Annotated in this window: 16 protein-coding genes; 3 read left to right on the top strand and 13 right to left on the bottom strand. The window is 66.2% G+C overall.

Annotated features, from left to right (window positions below):
- Positions 1-2: 2 nt before the first annotated feature.
- The 3 genes from ispG to dxr form a co-directional block, all read right to left on the bottom strand.
- Entirely contained in the window at positions 3-1,151 is a 1,149-nt protein-coding gene (gene ispG, locus ON04_RS10470) for a flavodoxin-dependent (E)-4-hydroxy-3-methylbut-2-enyl-diphosphate synthase (protein ID WP_050815333.1), read from the bottom strand.
- Positions 1,152-1,287: 136 nt separating this feature from the next.
- Positions 1,288-2,508: a M50 family metallopeptidase gene (locus ON04_RS10465; protein WP_010541567.1), complete on the bottom strand. Its 1,221-nt coding sequence runs from the start codon at positions 2,506-2,508 to the stop codon at positions 1,288-1,290.
- Between the two features lie 3 nt (positions 2,509-2,511).
- Positions 2,512-3,675 carry a 1-deoxy-D-xylulose-5-phosphate reductoisomerase gene (gene dxr / locus ON04_RS10460; protein ID WP_141564735.1) on the bottom strand — a complete coding sequence of 388 codons (1,164 nt, stop codon included), beginning with the start codon at positions 3,673-3,675 and terminating at the stop codon, positions 2,512-2,514.
- A 164-nt stretch (positions 3,676-3,839) separates the two neighbouring features.
- Here dxr and ON04_RS10455 point away from each other — a divergent pair, with 164 nt between their 5' ends.
- A complete protein-coding gene (locus ON04_RS10455) occupies positions 3,840-4,196 on the top strand; it encodes a DUF2631 domain-containing protein (RefSeq protein ID WP_010541565.1) in 357 nt (118 codons plus the stop codon).
- 109 nt (positions 4,197-4,305) lie between these two features.
- On the opposite strand, the gene rlmN is transcribed toward ON04_RS10455, so the two are convergent.
- Positions 4,306-5,415, bottom strand: a complete 1,110-nt coding sequence (gene rlmN, locus ON04_RS10450) for a dual-specificity RNA methyltransferase RlmN (RefSeq protein WP_010541564.1) — start codon at positions 5,413-5,415, stop codon at positions 4,306-4,308.
- An 85-nt stretch (positions 5,416-5,500) separates the two neighbouring features.
- Between rlmN and ON04_RS10445 the strand changes: the two genes are divergently transcribed.
- Positions 5,501-5,929, top strand: coding sequence for a LapA family protein (locus ON04_RS10445; RefSeq protein ID WP_010541563.1), 429 nt, complete (start codon positions 5,501-5,503; stop codon positions 5,927-5,929).
- Positions 5,930-5,946: 17 nt separating this feature from the next.
- Here ON04_RS10445 and ON04_RS10440 read toward each other — a convergent pair whose 3' ends face one another.
- From ON04_RS10440 to rpsB, 5 genes are all read right to left on the bottom strand, one after another.
- Positions 5,947-6,825, bottom strand: a complete 879-nt coding sequence (locus ON04_RS10440) for a phosphatidate cytidylyltransferase (protein ID WP_010541562.1) — start codon at positions 6,823-6,825, stop codon at positions 5,947-5,949.
- A gap of 43 nt (positions 6,826-6,868) precedes the next feature.
- Positions 6,869-7,426, bottom strand: a complete 558-nt coding sequence (frr, locus tag ON04_RS10435) for a ribosome recycling factor (protein ID WP_010541561.1) — start codon at positions 7,424-7,426, stop codon at positions 6,869-6,871.
- A gap of 55 nt (positions 7,427-7,481) precedes the next feature.
- On the bottom strand, positions 7,482-8,204 hold the full coding sequence (gene pyrH, locus ON04_RS10430) for a UMP kinase (RefSeq protein WP_010541560.1): 723 nt from the start codon (positions 8,202-8,204) through the stop codon (positions 7,482-7,484).
- 236 nt (positions 8,205-8,440) lie between these two features.
- Positions 8,441-9,265, bottom strand: a complete 825-nt coding sequence (tsf, locus tag ON04_RS10425) for a translation elongation factor Ts (RefSeq protein ID WP_010541559.1) — start codon at positions 9,263-9,265, stop codon at positions 8,441-8,443.
- A 205-nt stretch (positions 9,266-9,470) separates the two neighbouring features.
- Positions 9,471-10,373, bottom strand: coding sequence for a 30S ribosomal protein S2 (gene rpsB, locus ON04_RS10420; protein ID WP_010541558.1), 903 nt, complete (start codon positions 10,371-10,373; stop codon positions 9,471-9,473).
- An 80-nt stretch (positions 10,374-10,453) separates the two neighbouring features.
- Here rpsB and ON04_RS17290 point away from each other — a divergent pair, with 80 nt between their 5' ends.
- The gene (locus tag ON04_RS17290; RefSeq protein WP_337998989.1) at positions 10,454-11,380 is read left to right on the top strand and encodes a M23 family metallopeptidase; all 927 of its coding nucleotides are present in this window, start codon (positions 10,454-10,456) and stop codon (positions 11,378-11,380) included.
- 20 nt (positions 11,381-11,400) lie between these two features.
- Here ON04_RS17290 and ON04_RS10415 read toward each other — a convergent pair whose 3' ends face one another.
- The 4 genes from ON04_RS10415 to ON04_RS10400 form a co-directional block, all read right to left on the bottom strand.
- Entirely contained in the window at positions 11,401-12,369 is a 969-nt protein-coding gene (locus ON04_RS10415; protein WP_010541556.1) for a tyrosine recombinase XerC, read from the bottom strand.
- A 91-nt stretch (positions 12,370-12,460) separates the two neighbouring features.
- On the bottom strand, positions 12,461-13,645 hold the full coding sequence (dprA, locus tag ON04_RS10410; protein ID WP_033444252.1) for a DNA-processing protein DprA: 1,185 nt from the start codon (positions 13,643-13,645) through the stop codon (positions 12,461-12,463).
- Between the two features lie 20 nt (positions 13,646-13,665).
- Entirely contained in the window at positions 13,666-15,183 is a 1,518-nt protein-coding gene (locus ON04_RS10405; protein ID WP_010541554.1) for a YifB family Mg chelatase-like AAA ATPase, read from the bottom strand.
- Positions 15,184-15,585 carry a YraN family protein gene (locus tag ON04_RS10400; protein WP_010541553.1) on the bottom strand — a complete coding sequence of 134 codons (402 nt, stop codon included), beginning with the start codon at positions 15,583-15,585 and terminating at the stop codon, positions 15,184-15,186.
- Positions 15,586-15,687: the final 102 nt, after the last annotated feature.

Genomic DNA, 15,687 nt, shown 5'->3' with positions numbered 1-15,687 from the left:
GCCTATCGCGTGACCTTGACCTGGGGGCCTTGCCCCTCGCCGACCTCGCCGACGGGCTCGCCCATCTCCTCGGCGATACGCATGGCTTCCTCGATGAGAGTCTCCACGATCTGGGCCTCGGGCACGGTCTTGATGACCTCGCCCTTGACGAAGATCTGGCCCTTGCCGTTACCCGACGCCACACCTAGGTCTGCCTCACGGGCCTCACCCGGCCCGTTGACGACACATCCCATCACCGCGACACGCAGCGGGACGCTCATGCCCTCGAGGCCTGCGGTGACCTCGTCAGCGAGCTTGTATACGTCCACCTGCGCACGACCACATGACGGGCAGGACACGATCTCGAGCTTGCGCGGCCGCAGGTTGAGCGACTGCAGGATCTGCGTTCCGACCTTGATCTCCTCCACCGGCGGCGCGGACAGCGAGACGCGGATCGTGTCACCGATGCCCTCGGAGAGCAGCGCCCCGAACGCCACGGCTGACTTAATGGTGCCCTGGAACGCAGGGCCCGCTTCGGTCACACCGAGGTGCAGCGGATAGTCCGTCTTTGCTGCGAGCTGGCGGTACGCCTCCACCATGATCACCGGGTCGTTGTGCTTGACCGAGATCTTGATATCTCCGAAACCGTACTCCTCGAATAGCGAGGCTTCCCACACGGCCGATTCGACCAGAGCCTCGGGGGTGGCCTTCCCGTACTTTGCCAGTAGACGGGGATCCAGCGAGCCCGCGTTGACACCGATCCGGATGGGAATGCCCGCGTCACCGGCCGCCTTGGCGACCTCCTTCACGCGTCCGTCGAATTCCTTGATATTGCCCGGATTCACTCGCACCGCCGCGCACCCGGCGTCGATCGCGGCGAAAATGTACTTGGGCTGGAAGTGAATGTCCGCGATCACCGGGATCGGGGACTTGCGGGCGATCGTCGCGAGAGCATCGGCGTCCTCCTGACGGGGACAGGCCACGCGGACGATGTCGCAGCCCGACGCCGTGAGCTCGGCGATCTGTTGGAGCGTCGAGTTGATGTCGTGGGTCTTGGTCGTGGTCATGGACTGGACCGAGATCGGGTGATCGCTGCCCACGCCCACCTGACCCACAAAGAGCTGACGGGTCTTCCGGCGCGGCGCCAGTGCGGGTAGCGGCGCGTCGGGCATACCCAGTCCGATAGGGATCGAGGAGGAGTCGTTCACTTCAGGGCCTTCCGTAGGGGCTGCCAGCCGGGTGCTCGCGAGTCCCACCCGCCATTATCCGGGTAACCGGTCGGGTGCGCGAGACGGGTGTGCCGGCGGGTCAGCCGGTGAGCAGGATCGGGTTCACGAAGTCGGCGGCGATAACGATCGCGCTGACCCCGAGGAGGAGGACGAACACGGCCATGGTCACTGGGGCGAGCTTCTCGTAGTCAGCCGGCCCACCCGGAGCCAATCCACGCAGTCGCCGTAGGGCGTCCCGGATCTTCTCATAGAAGACCACCGCGATGTGTCCGCCGTCGAACGGAGTGAGCGGGACGAGGTTGAACGCACCGAGGAACAGATTGAGACCGGCCAGGAACAGCAGGAACAACCACCATGCCCCCTGCTCGGCCGCCTGGCCCCCGATGTAGCTGGCGCCTACCACTGAGACAGGAGAGTCGTCTGCACGTTCGGCGCCGAAAACCGACGCGGCGACCGCTGGGATCTTGGCCGGGAACGAGATGAGGCCTTCGAACGTCGCCTCCACCATGTCGCGGGTGAAGACCATGGTCGCAGGCACCGCGCTCAGGGCGTCGTAGGTGTTCACATTCTGATACGCGGGGTCTTCGAGGATCTCTCGTGGAATGCCGTCCTCGGAGAGCCTGACACCGATAGCGCCCGTGGCTTGCCCGTTGACGGTGGACGAGGTCAGCGTGGTCGTCGTCGTCACGACCTCCCCGGCGCGGTCCAGCATGACCGGCACGGTCTCACCTGGGCGCTCCGAGACGACCTCCGCCAGGTCGGCCCAGCTCGCCACGACGACCCCGTCGATCGAGGTGATCCGGTCGCCCGGGAGAATTCCCGCCTCACCGGCCGGGCCCTCACCCGGTCCGCACCGCTCCGAACCGGCGCAGGTGTCTCCCACCACGGCAGCCACGCGGTCAGTCGGGATCTCCTGGACGTCTCGGTTCACCAGCCCCCACCCGAGCGCGACCGTGTAGAAGAGCGCGATGGCCAGCACGATGTTCATGAACGGGCCGGCGAGAAGCACCAGGACCCGCTTCCACCAGGCTTGACGCCACATCGCCCGCGGTTCATCTTCCGGGGACAACTTGTCGTACGCGGTCATTCCAGCGATATCGCAGAATCCGCCCAGTGGAACCGCCTTGAGTCCGTATTCGATTCCCCCGCGCCTGGTGGACCACACGGTGGGGCCGAAGCCGACGAAGAACCTCCGGACCTTCATCCCTGACCACTGCGCCACCTTCATGTGACCCAACTCGTGGAGCACGATCGACAGCATGATCCCGACCGCGAACAGGACGACTCCGAAGATCAGCACGACTCAGCCCTCTCTGTCCGTGACGAGTGCAGCGGCGTGACGCCGTGCCCATGTTTCTGCCGCCGCGACATCGTCCAGGTCGCGAGGGTCCGCGGTCCACTCGTCCGCCGCGTCCACGGTGTCAGCCACCACGTCCACGATGTCGGTGAACCCGATCCGGCCATCGAGGAACGCCGGTGCCGCCTCCTCGTTGGCGGCGTTGAAGACCGCCGTGAGCAGACCACCCGCAGCACCGGCCGCCCGTGCCACCGAGAGCGCCGGGAACGTTACCTCGTCCACCGGCTCGAACGTCCACGTGTGCGCGTGGGTGAAGTCCAGTGGCTTCGAGGCGCCGGGAATCCTGTCCGGCCAGCCCAGAGCCAGAGCTATGGGCAACTTCATCGATGGGGGCGATGCCTTGGCCACCGTCGCGCCGTCGACGAATGTCACCGCGGAGTGCACGACCGACTGGGGGTGCACAGTCACGTCGATCTTCTCGTACGGCACACCAAAGAGGAGGTGCGCTTCGATCAACTCGAGTGCCTTGTTGACCAGTGTCGCCGAGTTCAGCGTTATCATCCGTCCCATCGCCCAGGTGGGATGACGCAGAGCCTGCGCCGCTGTGACATCCGCCAACTGATCGCGGGTCATCCCACGAAAAGGCCCTCCCGAGGCTGTAAGCAGCAAACTCTCCACCTCATCGGCGGTTCCGGCGCGCAAACACTGAGCCATGGCGGAGTGCTCTGAGTCGACGGGAACAAGCTGGCCAGGTGCGGCCGCACCAGTCACCAATGCACCGCCGGCGACAAGCGACTCCTTATTGGCAAGCGCCAGTCTCGCGCCGATGGCCAGGGCTGCGAGAGTCGGTCCCAAACCGATCGAACCGTCGACCCCGTTGAGCACCACATCCGCCTCCACGGCACGAACGAGCGTCGTTGCCGCATCTGGGCCGTCGAACACCATCACGTCCGGGAATTGCGTACGGATGAAGTCCGCTGCTCCCGGGTCCGCGACTGCGACGAACCCGACGCCGGTCGATCGGATCTGGTCGCAGAGGAGATCCACTCGGCCCCCGCCGGCGGCCAGGCCGACCACCTCGAACCTGTCGTGGGCAGCCTCTGAGGTCACCTCGAGTGCCTGGGTACCGATCGAGCCGGTGCTGCCGAGGATGAGAACACGCGTGGTCACACCGCCATTGTCCACGTCCGAGGCCCGTCGTGCAGCATCGGTGGCCGCGCAGTGGGGCAGGACACGGAGGGTTACCTGTCGAGCACGACACAGCGTGTGACAAACTGAGCGAGATGTCGGTGGCCCGCAGGGCTGCCAGCGAGCCGTGAGGAGAACCGGGGAGCATGAGCGCGGACGGGCACCACACCAGCAAAGAAATCGTTGTCGAGGGGATCAGCTCGCTCGACGAGCCCTCGATCGAGTGGGGATGGCACCAGCACAGCGCGAAGGTGGGCTGGGCAGCTGGAGGATTCTTTGTTCTCTTCCTGCTCGCCATGCTCTTCGGCAACCACGTCGGCAATACCGAGAACATCTGGCTGGTGGTCATTGCCGCAATCCTCGCGTTCTGGATGATCCGGTCGTTGCGCCCCAAGAAGGACAAGACAGCCGAGAAGAGCAGGGTCTTCCTGGTTCCGTCTGACCACTACGCGGTCACCGGTTCCGCCGCTACAGGCGCCATTACGTCGGCAGCTGGGCGCTGACCTGGCAGGTTGATTCGACCTGAAGAGGGCCGCATCCCGTTAAGTCCGGGATGTGGCCCTTCTCTAATTGCGGGTGCCGCGAGGTCCCAGCGGTCGTGTCCGGCTCGGCTCACTCCTCTGCGGCGAGTTGGCCGCAGGCTGCGGCGATCTCCTGACCACGGGTGTCGCGAACGGTGCACGAGACTCCAGCCGCACGGACCGCATCGACGAACGCGTCCTGTTGATGCTTGGGACTGGCGTCCCACTCGCTGCCCGGAGTGGGGTTGAGGGGGATCAGGTTCACGTGGGCCATGGGCCCGAGACGCTGCGAGAGAAGTCGCCCTAACATCTCGCCTCGCCAGGTCTGGTCGTTCACATCACGGATCAATGCGTACTCGATCGACACCCGACGACCGGTGGCGTCGGCGTAATGACGAGCTGCGTCCATGACTTCGGAGACCGGCCAGCGGTTGTTCACCGGCACAAGCGAATCCCGCAGCTCGTCGTCGGGAGTATGCAACGACACGGCAAGCGTGACCTGGAGCCCCTCCTCTGCGAGGCGATGAATCGCGGGCACCACACCGACGGTCGAGACCGTGACGGCACGCTGGGACAACCCGAAACCGGACGGCGGCGGCGAGACGATACCCCGGACGGCGGTGAGAACCCGCTTGTAGTTCGCGAGCGGTTCGCCCATACCCATGAACACGACATTGGACAGTCGTCCCGGCCCCCCGGGAACCTCCCCGTCCCGCAGGGAGCGGGCTGCCACCCGTACCTGCTCGAGGATCTCGGCCGCAGACAGGTTGCGCTGCAATCCGCCCTGGCCTGTGGCACAGAACGGACAGGCCATGCCGCACCCGGCCTGGCTGGAGATACACAAGGTGGCCCGGTCGGGATATCGCATGAGAACACTCTCGACCAACGAGCCGTCGTGAAGTTTCCACAGCGTCTTGCGCGTGGTGCCCTCATCGGCGGTGATGTGTCGGAGCGACGAGGCCAGGGGCGGGAAGAGCTCGTTGCCCACCTGCTCGCGGAGTCCCGCGGGAAGGTCGGTCATTTCGGCCGTGTCCGCCTCGAGGCGGGCAAAGTACTGGTTTGCCAGCTGCTTACCGCGGAACGCGGGTACGCCGAGCTCGGCCATCACCTCCGCACGGCCCTCTGCATCGAGGTCTGCGAAATGACGAGGTGGGAGCCCGCGACGGGGCGCATCGAAGACGAGGGGAAGTGGTTCAGCCATGATGCGGCCATTGTGTCAGAAAGGAGACAGTACGACACACCGCGAGCCGATGCCGCGAGCGCGTCCGAGCGAATACAGTTCACCCATGACCAAACGATCGCATGAATTCGTTGATCCCGACCACACCACCGGTGAGGCCGCCGCGGTGCCCGCCCCGGATGGAACGCATGCATCGTCATCCGCACCGGTACCGGTTGAGGGCACACCCGCGGGCTACCGAGACCACCGTCCCGAGCCACTTCCGGACAGCGCCGGCGGAAAGCTGGGTTCAGCGTGGGTGATACTCGTGCTTGGCGCGCTCGTCACGATCCTCGTGTTGATCTTCATCGCCCAGAACACCGACCCGACCGATGTCGGCTACCTCGGGGTCGAGTTCACCCTCCCTCTGGGGGTATTGATCCTGTTCGCTGCGATCGCTGGCGCGCTCATCATGGCGCTCTTCGCAGGATTCCGGATCCTGCAGCTGCGCATGCGCGCACGTAAGGCGCGCAAAATCAGCGCCCGCTCGAACTAACCGCGTACCCAACGCACCTAGGTCGGAACGACGTAGGTGAAGATTATCCATACGACCACCGCAGTGGGCAGCACGGAATCGAGACGGTCCATGAATCCGCCGTGACCCGGCAGCATGGTGCCCATGTCCTTGATCCCCAGATCGCGCTTGACCTGAGACTCCACGAGATCACCCAGGGTCGCCGTGAAGACGGTCAGCACCCCCAAAAGGATGCCCTTCCACACAGCGTCATCGAACAGTAGCGCCACTACCAGTGCACCACCGATCGTGGCGAAAAAAAGCGAGCCTGCAAACCCTTCCCAGGACTTCTTGGGGCTGATCGCTGGGGCCATCGGGTGCTTGCCGAACAGGACGCCCGCGGCGTAACCGCCCACATCCGAGCACACCACAAGCACGATCAATGCGGCCACCCGCTGTGCGCCGTGGTCGTCGTCCGACAGCATCGCTCCCAACGAACCCGGCACCGCGATCCACACGAGGACGAACAGCGCCACCGAGACGTCCCGCAGATAGTGCTGTGGAGCAGTCTGCAGCCCGGCCATGAGCAGGCGCCACACCAGAACCAGCACGGATGTGGCTGCGAACGCTGCGAAAGCTCCCCCGGCGCCCGCGAAGAATCCCGACCAGACCATCGCCTGGCCACCCAGCAATAGTGGGATGAGCGGCAAACTGAACTGGGCCTGACGCAGGCGTTTGAATACCTCCCACGTCCCGATCGCCACGGCGCTGGCGGCGACCAGGTACCAGGCTCGCGGATTGAACACGATGCTCGCCACGACGAGCGCGCCGAGGGCCACGCCCACCGGGATGGCCAGGGTCAGGTCTCGACCCGCCCGCGATGGAGGGGCGGTGGCCGCAGCGGTGGGCCCGGGCGGGCCGGAGGGAGCGATGTCCACGGCGTGATCCTCGAGTCTCGTGTGGGTGCGAAGCTGGCGGAGGTCAGACCTCCATCAACTCGCCTTCCTTGGTCTTGACAATCTCGTCGACGTCGCCAACGAAGCGCTGGGTGAGCTTGTCCAGGTCTTTCTCGGCCGCGTTGACTTCGTCCTCGCCGGCTTCGCCGTCCTTGTCGATACGCTTCAGCTCGTCCATCGCCTTTCGTCGCACGCCGCGCACGGCTATCCGCCCGTCCTCGGCCTTTGCCTTGGCCTGCTTGACCAGGTCGCGTCGACGTTCCTCGGTGAGCTGCGGAACAGTCACCCGGAGTACCTGGCCGTCGTTGGTCGGGTTCACGCCGAGGTCCGAGTTGCGGATTGCGTTTTCTATCGGGCCGATCTGCGACATCTCGTACGGCTTGATGATGAGCATGCGGGGCTCGGGAACCGTGATGCCGGCCATCTGGGTGATAGGCGTCAGGACTCCGTAATACTCACAGAGCACCCGATTGAACATGCCCGGGTTCGCACGGCCCGTACGGATCGCGGAGAGTTCGTCCCGGACGTGATCGAGGGCCTTCTCCATCTTTTCTTCGGCCTCGAGCAGCGTGTCGTCGATCATGACTGTCTCTTTTCGTTCTGGTGGGGTGATGCGTGGTCCGGGCTCCGTAGGTGCACTACGGGCTGGTAACCAGGGTGCCGATCTCCTCGCCCGCGATCGCTCGAGCGATGCTGCCCTCGGTGAGGAGGTTGAAGACCAAGATGGGCATCTTATTGTCCATGCAAAGACTGAACGCCGTAGCGTCGGCGACCTTCAATCCACGTTCGAGGCACTCGCGGTGTTCGATCCTGGTGAACATCTCGGCATCCGGATTGGTTCGCGGATCATCCGAGTAGACGCCGTCCACGGCCTTGGCCATGAGCAGTACATCGGCCTTGATCTCCAGTGCACGCTGGGCGGCGGTGGTGTCCGTGGAGAAGTACGGCATTCCCATGCCAGCACCGAAGATGACGACTCGTCCCTTCTCGAGGTGTCGCTCGGCGCGTAGTGGGATGTAGGGCTCGGCGACCTGTCCCATGTGGATGGCCGTCTGTACCCGGGTCGACACACCTTGCTGCTCGAGGAAGTCCTGGAGCGCCAGACAATTCATGACCGTGCCGAGCATGCCCATGTAATCACTCCGGGCCCGGTCGAGCCCGCGCTGCTGGAGCTGGGCCCCGCGGAAGAAGTTGCCGCCACCGATCACGATCGCGATCTGGACTCCCGTGCGGGAGACCTCCGCGATCTGCCGGGCCACGGACTGCACCACGTCGGGATCGATCCCCACGCTTCCGCCGCCGAACATCTCGCCACCCAGCTTCAGCATCACACGCTTGTAGCCGTCCCGCGGGTCGGTCATTGCTCTCCTCGTCCCGGACGGTCACGCCCGTCTCGTGCGTCAATGCCCCCGACATAATCGTCGGGAAGTCCTGCGGCCCCAGATGGAACCCCATCCATTCTGCCCTATTCTCCCGGCCTCCACGTCGGAGCCCGCACGCGCGCCCCTGCAGGCCGAACGAACGCCGACGGCGGCATCCGGGATTCCCGGATGCCGCCGTCGGTGAGCCGCACGCCGAAGCGAGCGAAGGGGCAGGGTCAGGCCTGTCCGACCTCAAAGCGGAGGAAGGCGGAGACCTTGGCGCCGGCCTCGTCCAGAACCGCGCCGACAGTCTTCTTACTGTCGGTCACCGACGCCTGATCGAGAAGGACCACGTCCTTGTAGTAACCGTTGAGGCGACCCTCGACGATCTTCGTCAGCGCCTGCTCGGGCTTGCCCTCTTCACGAGCGGTCGCCTCTGCGATCTCCCGCTCCTTGGCGACGACGTCGGCCGGGACCTCGTCGCGGTTGACATACTGCGCCTTGAGGGCGGCGATCTGCATCGCCGCGGAACGCGCGGCGGTCTCGGCGGCCTCACCCACGCCCTCGTAGGCGACCAGGACGCCGACTGACGGCGGCAGGTCGGAGGAGCGCTTGTGGAGGTAAACGGCGACCGGGCCGTCGAGCTTACCGACGCGGCGCAGGACGAGCTTCTCGCCGGACTTGGCGGAGAAGGCCACAACCGCGTCGGAAACCGAGGTTCCGTCGAGGTCGGCGGCATTGAGCGCGTCCAGGTCAGAGATGCGGTTGCTGGCGGCGACGGCGACGATCTTGTTGGCCAGCTCGATGAACTCGGCACTCTTGGCCACGAAGTCGGTCTCGGAATTGAGCTCGATCATGACGCCATCCTTGACGGCGACGAGGCCCTCGGCAGTGGTGCGCTCGGCGCGCTTGCCCACGTCCTTGGCACCCTTGATGCGCAAGACCTCGACGGCCTTGTCGAAGTCGCCGTCGGTCTCCTCGAGAGCCTTCTTACAGTCCATCATCCCGGAGCCGGTGAGCTCGCGTAGACGCTTGACGTCGGCAGCGGTGTAGTTCGCCATGGTGGGGCGACCCTCCTTAAAGGGGTTCGTGATCTGTCGGAAAGTTGTTCTCGTCGGTCGGCGGGCCCAGTCGCCCTCACCCTAGTCGTGCGGGTTGCGGCGATCGTCGACCCACCCGATCCGACACCTAGGGCCCGGCCCCCGGGAGATTCCGCGAGGGAATCATGGGCGGCCGGGCCCGATGGTGCTCGAGCGGTTCTATGGATCAGGCCTCGGTGGCAGAGACCTCGCCGGTTGCGGCCTCGATGGTCGGGGGCTCCGCCGCGAGGGACTGGGTGCCGGTGACCTCGTCCACGGGGGTCTCGGCGTCGGGGGTCTCGGCCCCCTCGACAGCAGCCGCACCGGTGACCTCGTCGAGCTGCTGGGACTCCCACTCGGCCAGGGGTTCGGCCTCTTCGCCGGTGGCTGCCTTGCCAGCCTGCGAGCGGGCCTTGAGTCCTTCGGCCACTGCCGAGGCGATCACGCGGGTGAGAACGGTGACGGAGCGGATCGCGTCATCGTTCGCCGGGATCGGGTAGTCCACGACGTCCGGGTCACAGTTGGTGTCGAGCAGCGCGACGACCGGGATGTTCAGCTTGCGGGCCTCGCCGACCGCGATGTGCTCCTTGTTGGTGTCGACGACCCACACCACCGAAGGAACCTTGGTCATGTCGCGCATACCGCCGAGGGTGCGCTCAAGCTTGTTCTTCTCACGCGTGAGCATGAGGATTTCCTTCTTGGTGCGTCCCTCGAAACCACCGGACTGCTCCATGGCCTCAAGCTCCTTGAGACGCAGAAGACGCTGGTGCACGGTCTGGAAGTTGGTGAGCATGCCACCGAGCCAACGCTGGTTGACGTACGGCATCCCGACCTTGGCGGCCTCTTCAGCGATGGCCTCTTGGGCCTGCTTCTTGGTGCCGACGAACAGGACTGTGCCGCCGTGGGCGACGGTCTGCTTGACGAACTCGTACGCCTGATCGATATACGTCAGGGTCTGCTGGAGGTCGATGATGTAGATGCCGTTGCGGTCGGTGAAGATGAACCGACGCATCTTCGGGTTCCAGCGACGGGTCTGGTGGCCGAAGTGAGCACCTGCGTCGAGCAGCTGCTTCATGGAGATAACTGCCATGATGGGTTGAGGGCTCGTCCGGCTTGGAAGCAGCCGAACCGCGAGGCCCTCGTCCTCGCTTTCTGAATCTGGATCGGGTTATGCCGTTCGACCGGGTGGTCTCAGGCCCTGGTATCCGCGTCGGGCCGGACCCACGTAATGCGGGCACCTGCTGGTCCGACGTCCGGGAGGCCGGGGCTTTTCACCCAGGGGCCCGGACACGACCCTCTGTGAAGAGGGCCGCGGGACACGCGAAGTCGATCGACGAAGAGTCGACCGCACCCGGAAGCATATCCTCTCGGCGGCCACCCTCCAAAGCGGCCTGTCGTCAGACGGATCACGACAAGCAATTCGCATCACTTGTCTGTGGATCGTCGTCCACTCCATCCACAGACGAGCTGCACCCCGTGTCGCATCCCGAGTCACTACGGTGGACTGGCCCCATGGCTTCTATATCGGTCCGCAAGCGATGCACGAGAACCCGAGGGCGCACTGGCCTCGCATCAGCGACCCTCGTCGTGGGCATGCTCGTGAACCCGGTGACCGCCGCAGATCCCCGTCCCCCCACCCCGATCCCAGGCGGGCCGCTACAAGGACGTTTGACAGTGGTGACCCCGTTTGACCCGCCGGACGAGAGGTGGCTTGCCGGGCACCGAGGTGTGGATCTGGCTGGCCTGCCTCTCGCGCCCGTCCTTGCACCGGCGTCAGGGACCGTTGTGTTCGCTGGGTCGGTAGCGGGTCGACCGGTGTTATCGATCGACCATGGAGGCGGTCTCCGTACGACCTATGAACCCGTCCGTGCCACGGTTCGGGAGGGCGAGCCGGTACAAGTCGGCGAGACCGTAGCGCACCTGATGGCGGGGCACCCCGGCTGTCCGGTGGACGCCTGCCTGCACTGGGGAGCGCGTTGGTCCTCGGGCGGGCCGTCCCGTAGCGACGACGACTACATCGACCCCATGGAACTGTTGTCAGTCGACAATCGGCCCATCCGGCTCAAACCAACACTCCCGGGGGACGGGTCCCGCTGACCCCTGGGGTGTCCCGGCGCTCAGGCCCGGGGGTGCGCGCCCCGATAGGCCGCCCGCAGGCGCTCTGCGGAGACGTGTGTATAGATCTGAGTAGTTGCGGGCGTGGAATGGCCGAGGAGCTCCTGCACGTGACGCAGGTCCGCCCCGCCCTCGAGCATATGAGTGGCGGAACTGTGTCGAAGGGCGTGGGGCGAGACCTGCGGCGACCCCGGGGTGGCGGCTGTGACCTCGTTGACGATCCGCCGGGCGGCACGGGGGTCCAACCTTCCGCCCCTCGCCCCTAGCAGAAGCGCCGGCCCCGAGTCATCAGCCGCGATTGCTGGTCGTCCGGCGGTGATCCACGCAGTCAGTGCCCGCTCCGCGGGCACCCCGTAGGGTACGGATCTCTCGCGGTCGCCTTTGCCTACCACCAGCAGCAGGCGTCGGGTGGTGTCCACATCGTCGACGTCGAGCCCACAGAGTTCCGCCACACGGATTCCGCAGGAATACAGCAACTCAACGACCAGGCGATCGCGAAGTGCGATCGGGTCACCCTGCTCGGCTCCGAGTTCGGTGGTCCTGAGGGTGTCGGCCGCCTGAGTGACGTCCAGTACCTCGGGCAGGTGACGCTGCGCCCGCGGCGCCTCGAGTCGGGCCGCGACGTCCGTCGGCAACAGCCCGGATCGTGCAGCCCATGTGCTGAAGGATCTCGCCGCCGCCACACGCCGGGCGATGCTCGACCTGGCGGCGCCAGCGGAGACCTGGGCCGCCAGCCAACCCCGAAGCGCGGGCAATGTCAGCCCGACTCCGAGATCGGCTGCGGTGGACGGGCCCTCCTCACCCGCGGTGAGGTGTGCGAGGAGTCCACGGACGTCTGATCGGTAGGAACGCAGGGTGGCCACGGACCGGGATCGGCCGGTCCGCAGGTATTCGACGAACTCGTCGACAATCGCCTCTAGCGGCTCGGCGAGTTCATGTACCCCCCGACCGACACGCCGCTCCTGTCCCATGAGAATCAATTGTCACTGGTGTCACTTGAGTGTGCAAGCGAGACCACCGACCGGGGCATCGTCGAGAACGGCTGGAGCTAGTCGGATCACCTCAGTCGACCGCTAGTGAGAGCTGCAGTCCTCCGTCACCGGCGCGACGCCAGCCTTCCGAGCAGCGAACCGCAGCCCCTGCCGACATCAGTCGACCGAGGACCGCTCTGGTGGTGGCTGGCGCGATTCCCGCGGACGCCGCGATCTCAGCGGGAGCTGCGCCACCTGACGTGGGGAGTGCCTCGAGAATCCTCCGGGTCACGTCGTCGATCCCATCCCAGGAGGAGACCTCCCCTGATGGAGGTGGGCTGGTCTCCCCCATATCGCCCGCGAGTTCCACCACGTCCGCCGTGCGACCGACCAGAACCGCACCCCTGTCCCTGATCAACAGATGGCATCCCACCGAGGCCACCGAAGTAACAGGACCGGGCACCGCGCCCACGGGCCGTCCGATCGCATCAGCCCATGCTGCGGTGCTCAGGGCTCCACTGCGCGCCGCCGCCTCCACCACTACGGTGGAGGCACCCAGAGCCGCGATGATTCTGTTCCTGTCGAGGAACCGATAGCGGGTCACCCCGGTCTCCGGTGGCTGTTCTGAGATCACCGCTCCCGACTCCGCAATGGCACGCAGCAGCCCGTCGTTGCCCCGTGGGTAGAGACGATCCACGCCGCCCGCCAGGACCGCGATAGTGCACCCGCCCACCCCAAGAACCGCACGGTGAGCCGCCGCATCGATGCCGAACGCCCCACCTGAGACGACGGTGAACCCCTCCGCAGACACGCCCGCACTGAGATCAGCAGTCACGGCTCGTCCGTAGGAGGTGGGCGCCCGGGTCCCGACCACGGCGACTGACCGCGACAGGATCCGCTCCGGATCCGCGGGACCACGCCACCACAGACCGAGTGGCCTGAGGGCGATCGCTAACCCGGATTGGCTGGATCGCCGCCTACCGCGGGGGCGATCAAGCGGCTCAAGGGCCGCGGCGGGCCAGCCTGGATCACCCGGCACCAGAAGCCGCGCCCCGACTTCCGCGGCGGCCTCCAGCAGTTGGGCACCGTCCACCCGGTCACGACGTGACTCGGATTGGGCGCCGAGTTCCGCAACCACCCTGCCCGCGCGGATGAGCGCCTGTGCCTCGACCGGCCCCACCGAGTCCACCAGGTCCCACAGCTGAGCGGTCGGCCTCTCCGTGACCGCCCCCAGATAGGCGAAAGCCTCCCGTTCCTCCTGCGTCACCCAGTTCATTCCTGTCTCCGATTCCCCCATCAGTCTTCTCCCCTCAACACGAGAGCCTCCGACACGTGCGCCTCGCTGGGAACACAGGCCCCTTCCAGATCTGCCAGCGTCCACGCCAACCGCAGACACCGGTCAACACCACGTGGGGACAGCACGCCATGGGCCAGCGCACGGTCAAGCAGGCGCGACCCGCTACTGCCCGGGCCCAACCCCGTTCGCAACACTCGCCCGGGAACATCTGCGTTCGATCGAGCGCCCGCGGCGTCTGGGCAGGCGGCCCACCGCTCGACGGCAGCGGACCTCGCCGTCGACACCCTCGCCCTCACCAGCGCGGTGTCCTCCACCTCACCCGACGAGAGGATCCCGGAACCCATCGGCAGGGTCCGTGCGGCAATGTCGATACGGTCGCGAAGGGGTCCCGTGAGCGATTTGCCATATCGCCGACGCGCGTTCGGAGTGCACGCACAGTCGTCCGGACGCGCACTGCCGCACGGGCAGTCATTCGCCGCCAGCACGAGTTGGAAGCGGGCAGGAAACACCCAGATCCTGCCCCCTCGGGCGATACGGACCTCCCCGTCCTCGAGAGGGGTCCGGAGACTGTCCAGGACTCGACTAGGAAACTCCGCGCATTCGTCGAGGAACAGGACACCCCGATGAGCCAGGGTGGCGGCCCCGGGATGGGCGACCGTCGATCCGCCCCCGACGAGAGAGGCCATGGACGCCGAGTGATGCGGGGCCACGAGGGGTGGTCTGCGAAGCAGTGGATCCTCCGGGGAGAGCCTCCCCAACACCGACAGGATCGCGGTGGTCTCCAGTGCCTCGGACTCGGCGAGATCGGGCAACAGGCCCGGCAGCCGCCGCGCGAGCATGGTTTTTCCCGTTCCCGGCGCCCCGCGGAGGAGAAGTGCGTGGCCACCCGCGGCCGCGACCTCCACGGCTCGACGGCAATCTTCCTGACCGTGAACCTCCGCCAGGTCCGACAGATCGCGCTCCTTCGCCTCGCGCGGTGGTGGCGCGTGTGCGACCAGATTTCCGGACCCCCTGCTCCAGGCCGCGAGCATCGCCAACGAGTCCACTCCGGCCGTGTCGATCCCTCGTACGAGTCGCGCCTCAGCCAAGTTTTCGGCCGGGACGATCGCCCGCACCAACCCGGCCTCTCTCGCTGCGAGAACTGCCGGGAGCACACCCCTGACCGGTCGTACCCGACCGTCCAGTGCGAGTTCCCCAACCAGCAGGGTTTCGTCGAACCCCGGGCCCGGTAACTCGCCCGACGCTGCGAGCGTCCCCACGGCCAGCGGGAGGTCGAACCCCGATCCACGCTTCGGTATCGCTGCCGGCGACAGCGATAGAACGACCTTTCTTCCCGGCCAGGTCAGGCCCGAGTTGATCACAGCGGCACGCATCCGTTCGCGGGCCTGGAGGACGGCCGAGTCCGGCAAGCCGACGATGCTCACTCCGGGTAGGCCCCTGCCCACATCCGCCTCGACCTCGACCAACTGCCCACCGACCCCGGACAGAGTCACCGCCCACGTTCGCCCCAGCGCCACCTAGAACACTTCCTCAAACAACTCGAGCCGGGGCCGCGATGGATCGGAGAGATCCACCCCGACCACGTCAAAACAGACCTCACGCCAGCCACCCGGATGTGCGGACAACCATTCGCGAGCGACTTTCCGGATCCGGCGCCGCTTGTCTTCTGTCACCGCCTCAGCGGGTGTGCCGAAGCCGACACCTGTACGGGTCTTGACCTCTACGAATCGCAGCCGGCCTCCCGCATCGAGCACCACGAGATCCAGTTCTCCCGACGCGCAGCGCCAGTTCCGGCCGATTACCACTCCGCCGCGCGCCCGAAAAAGTCCGGCCGCGTATTCCTCACCTGTTTCTCCGATCCGTCCTCGCGGATCCAGACCGCCCCCGCCGGCGGCCGTTCCAGCCCTGATTCCCGCCATAGCGAGCCCCTCCCCGACCAGCCCGGACCGTCCGGGCTCGCCGCGGCTCACACTGCCTGACGCAAACGGCCCGGTCAGCGTGATACTGACCGGGCCGGGGGC

Origin of the sequence: Dietzia alimentaria 72, assembly GCF_000226215.1 — a bacterium.
GTDB lineage: Bacteria > Actinomycetota > Actinomycetes > Mycobacteriales > Mycobacteriaceae > Dietzia > Dietzia alimentaria.
Note: the sequence above shows the minus strand (reverse complement) of the source record. Positions and strands in the feature narration are given on the sequence as shown.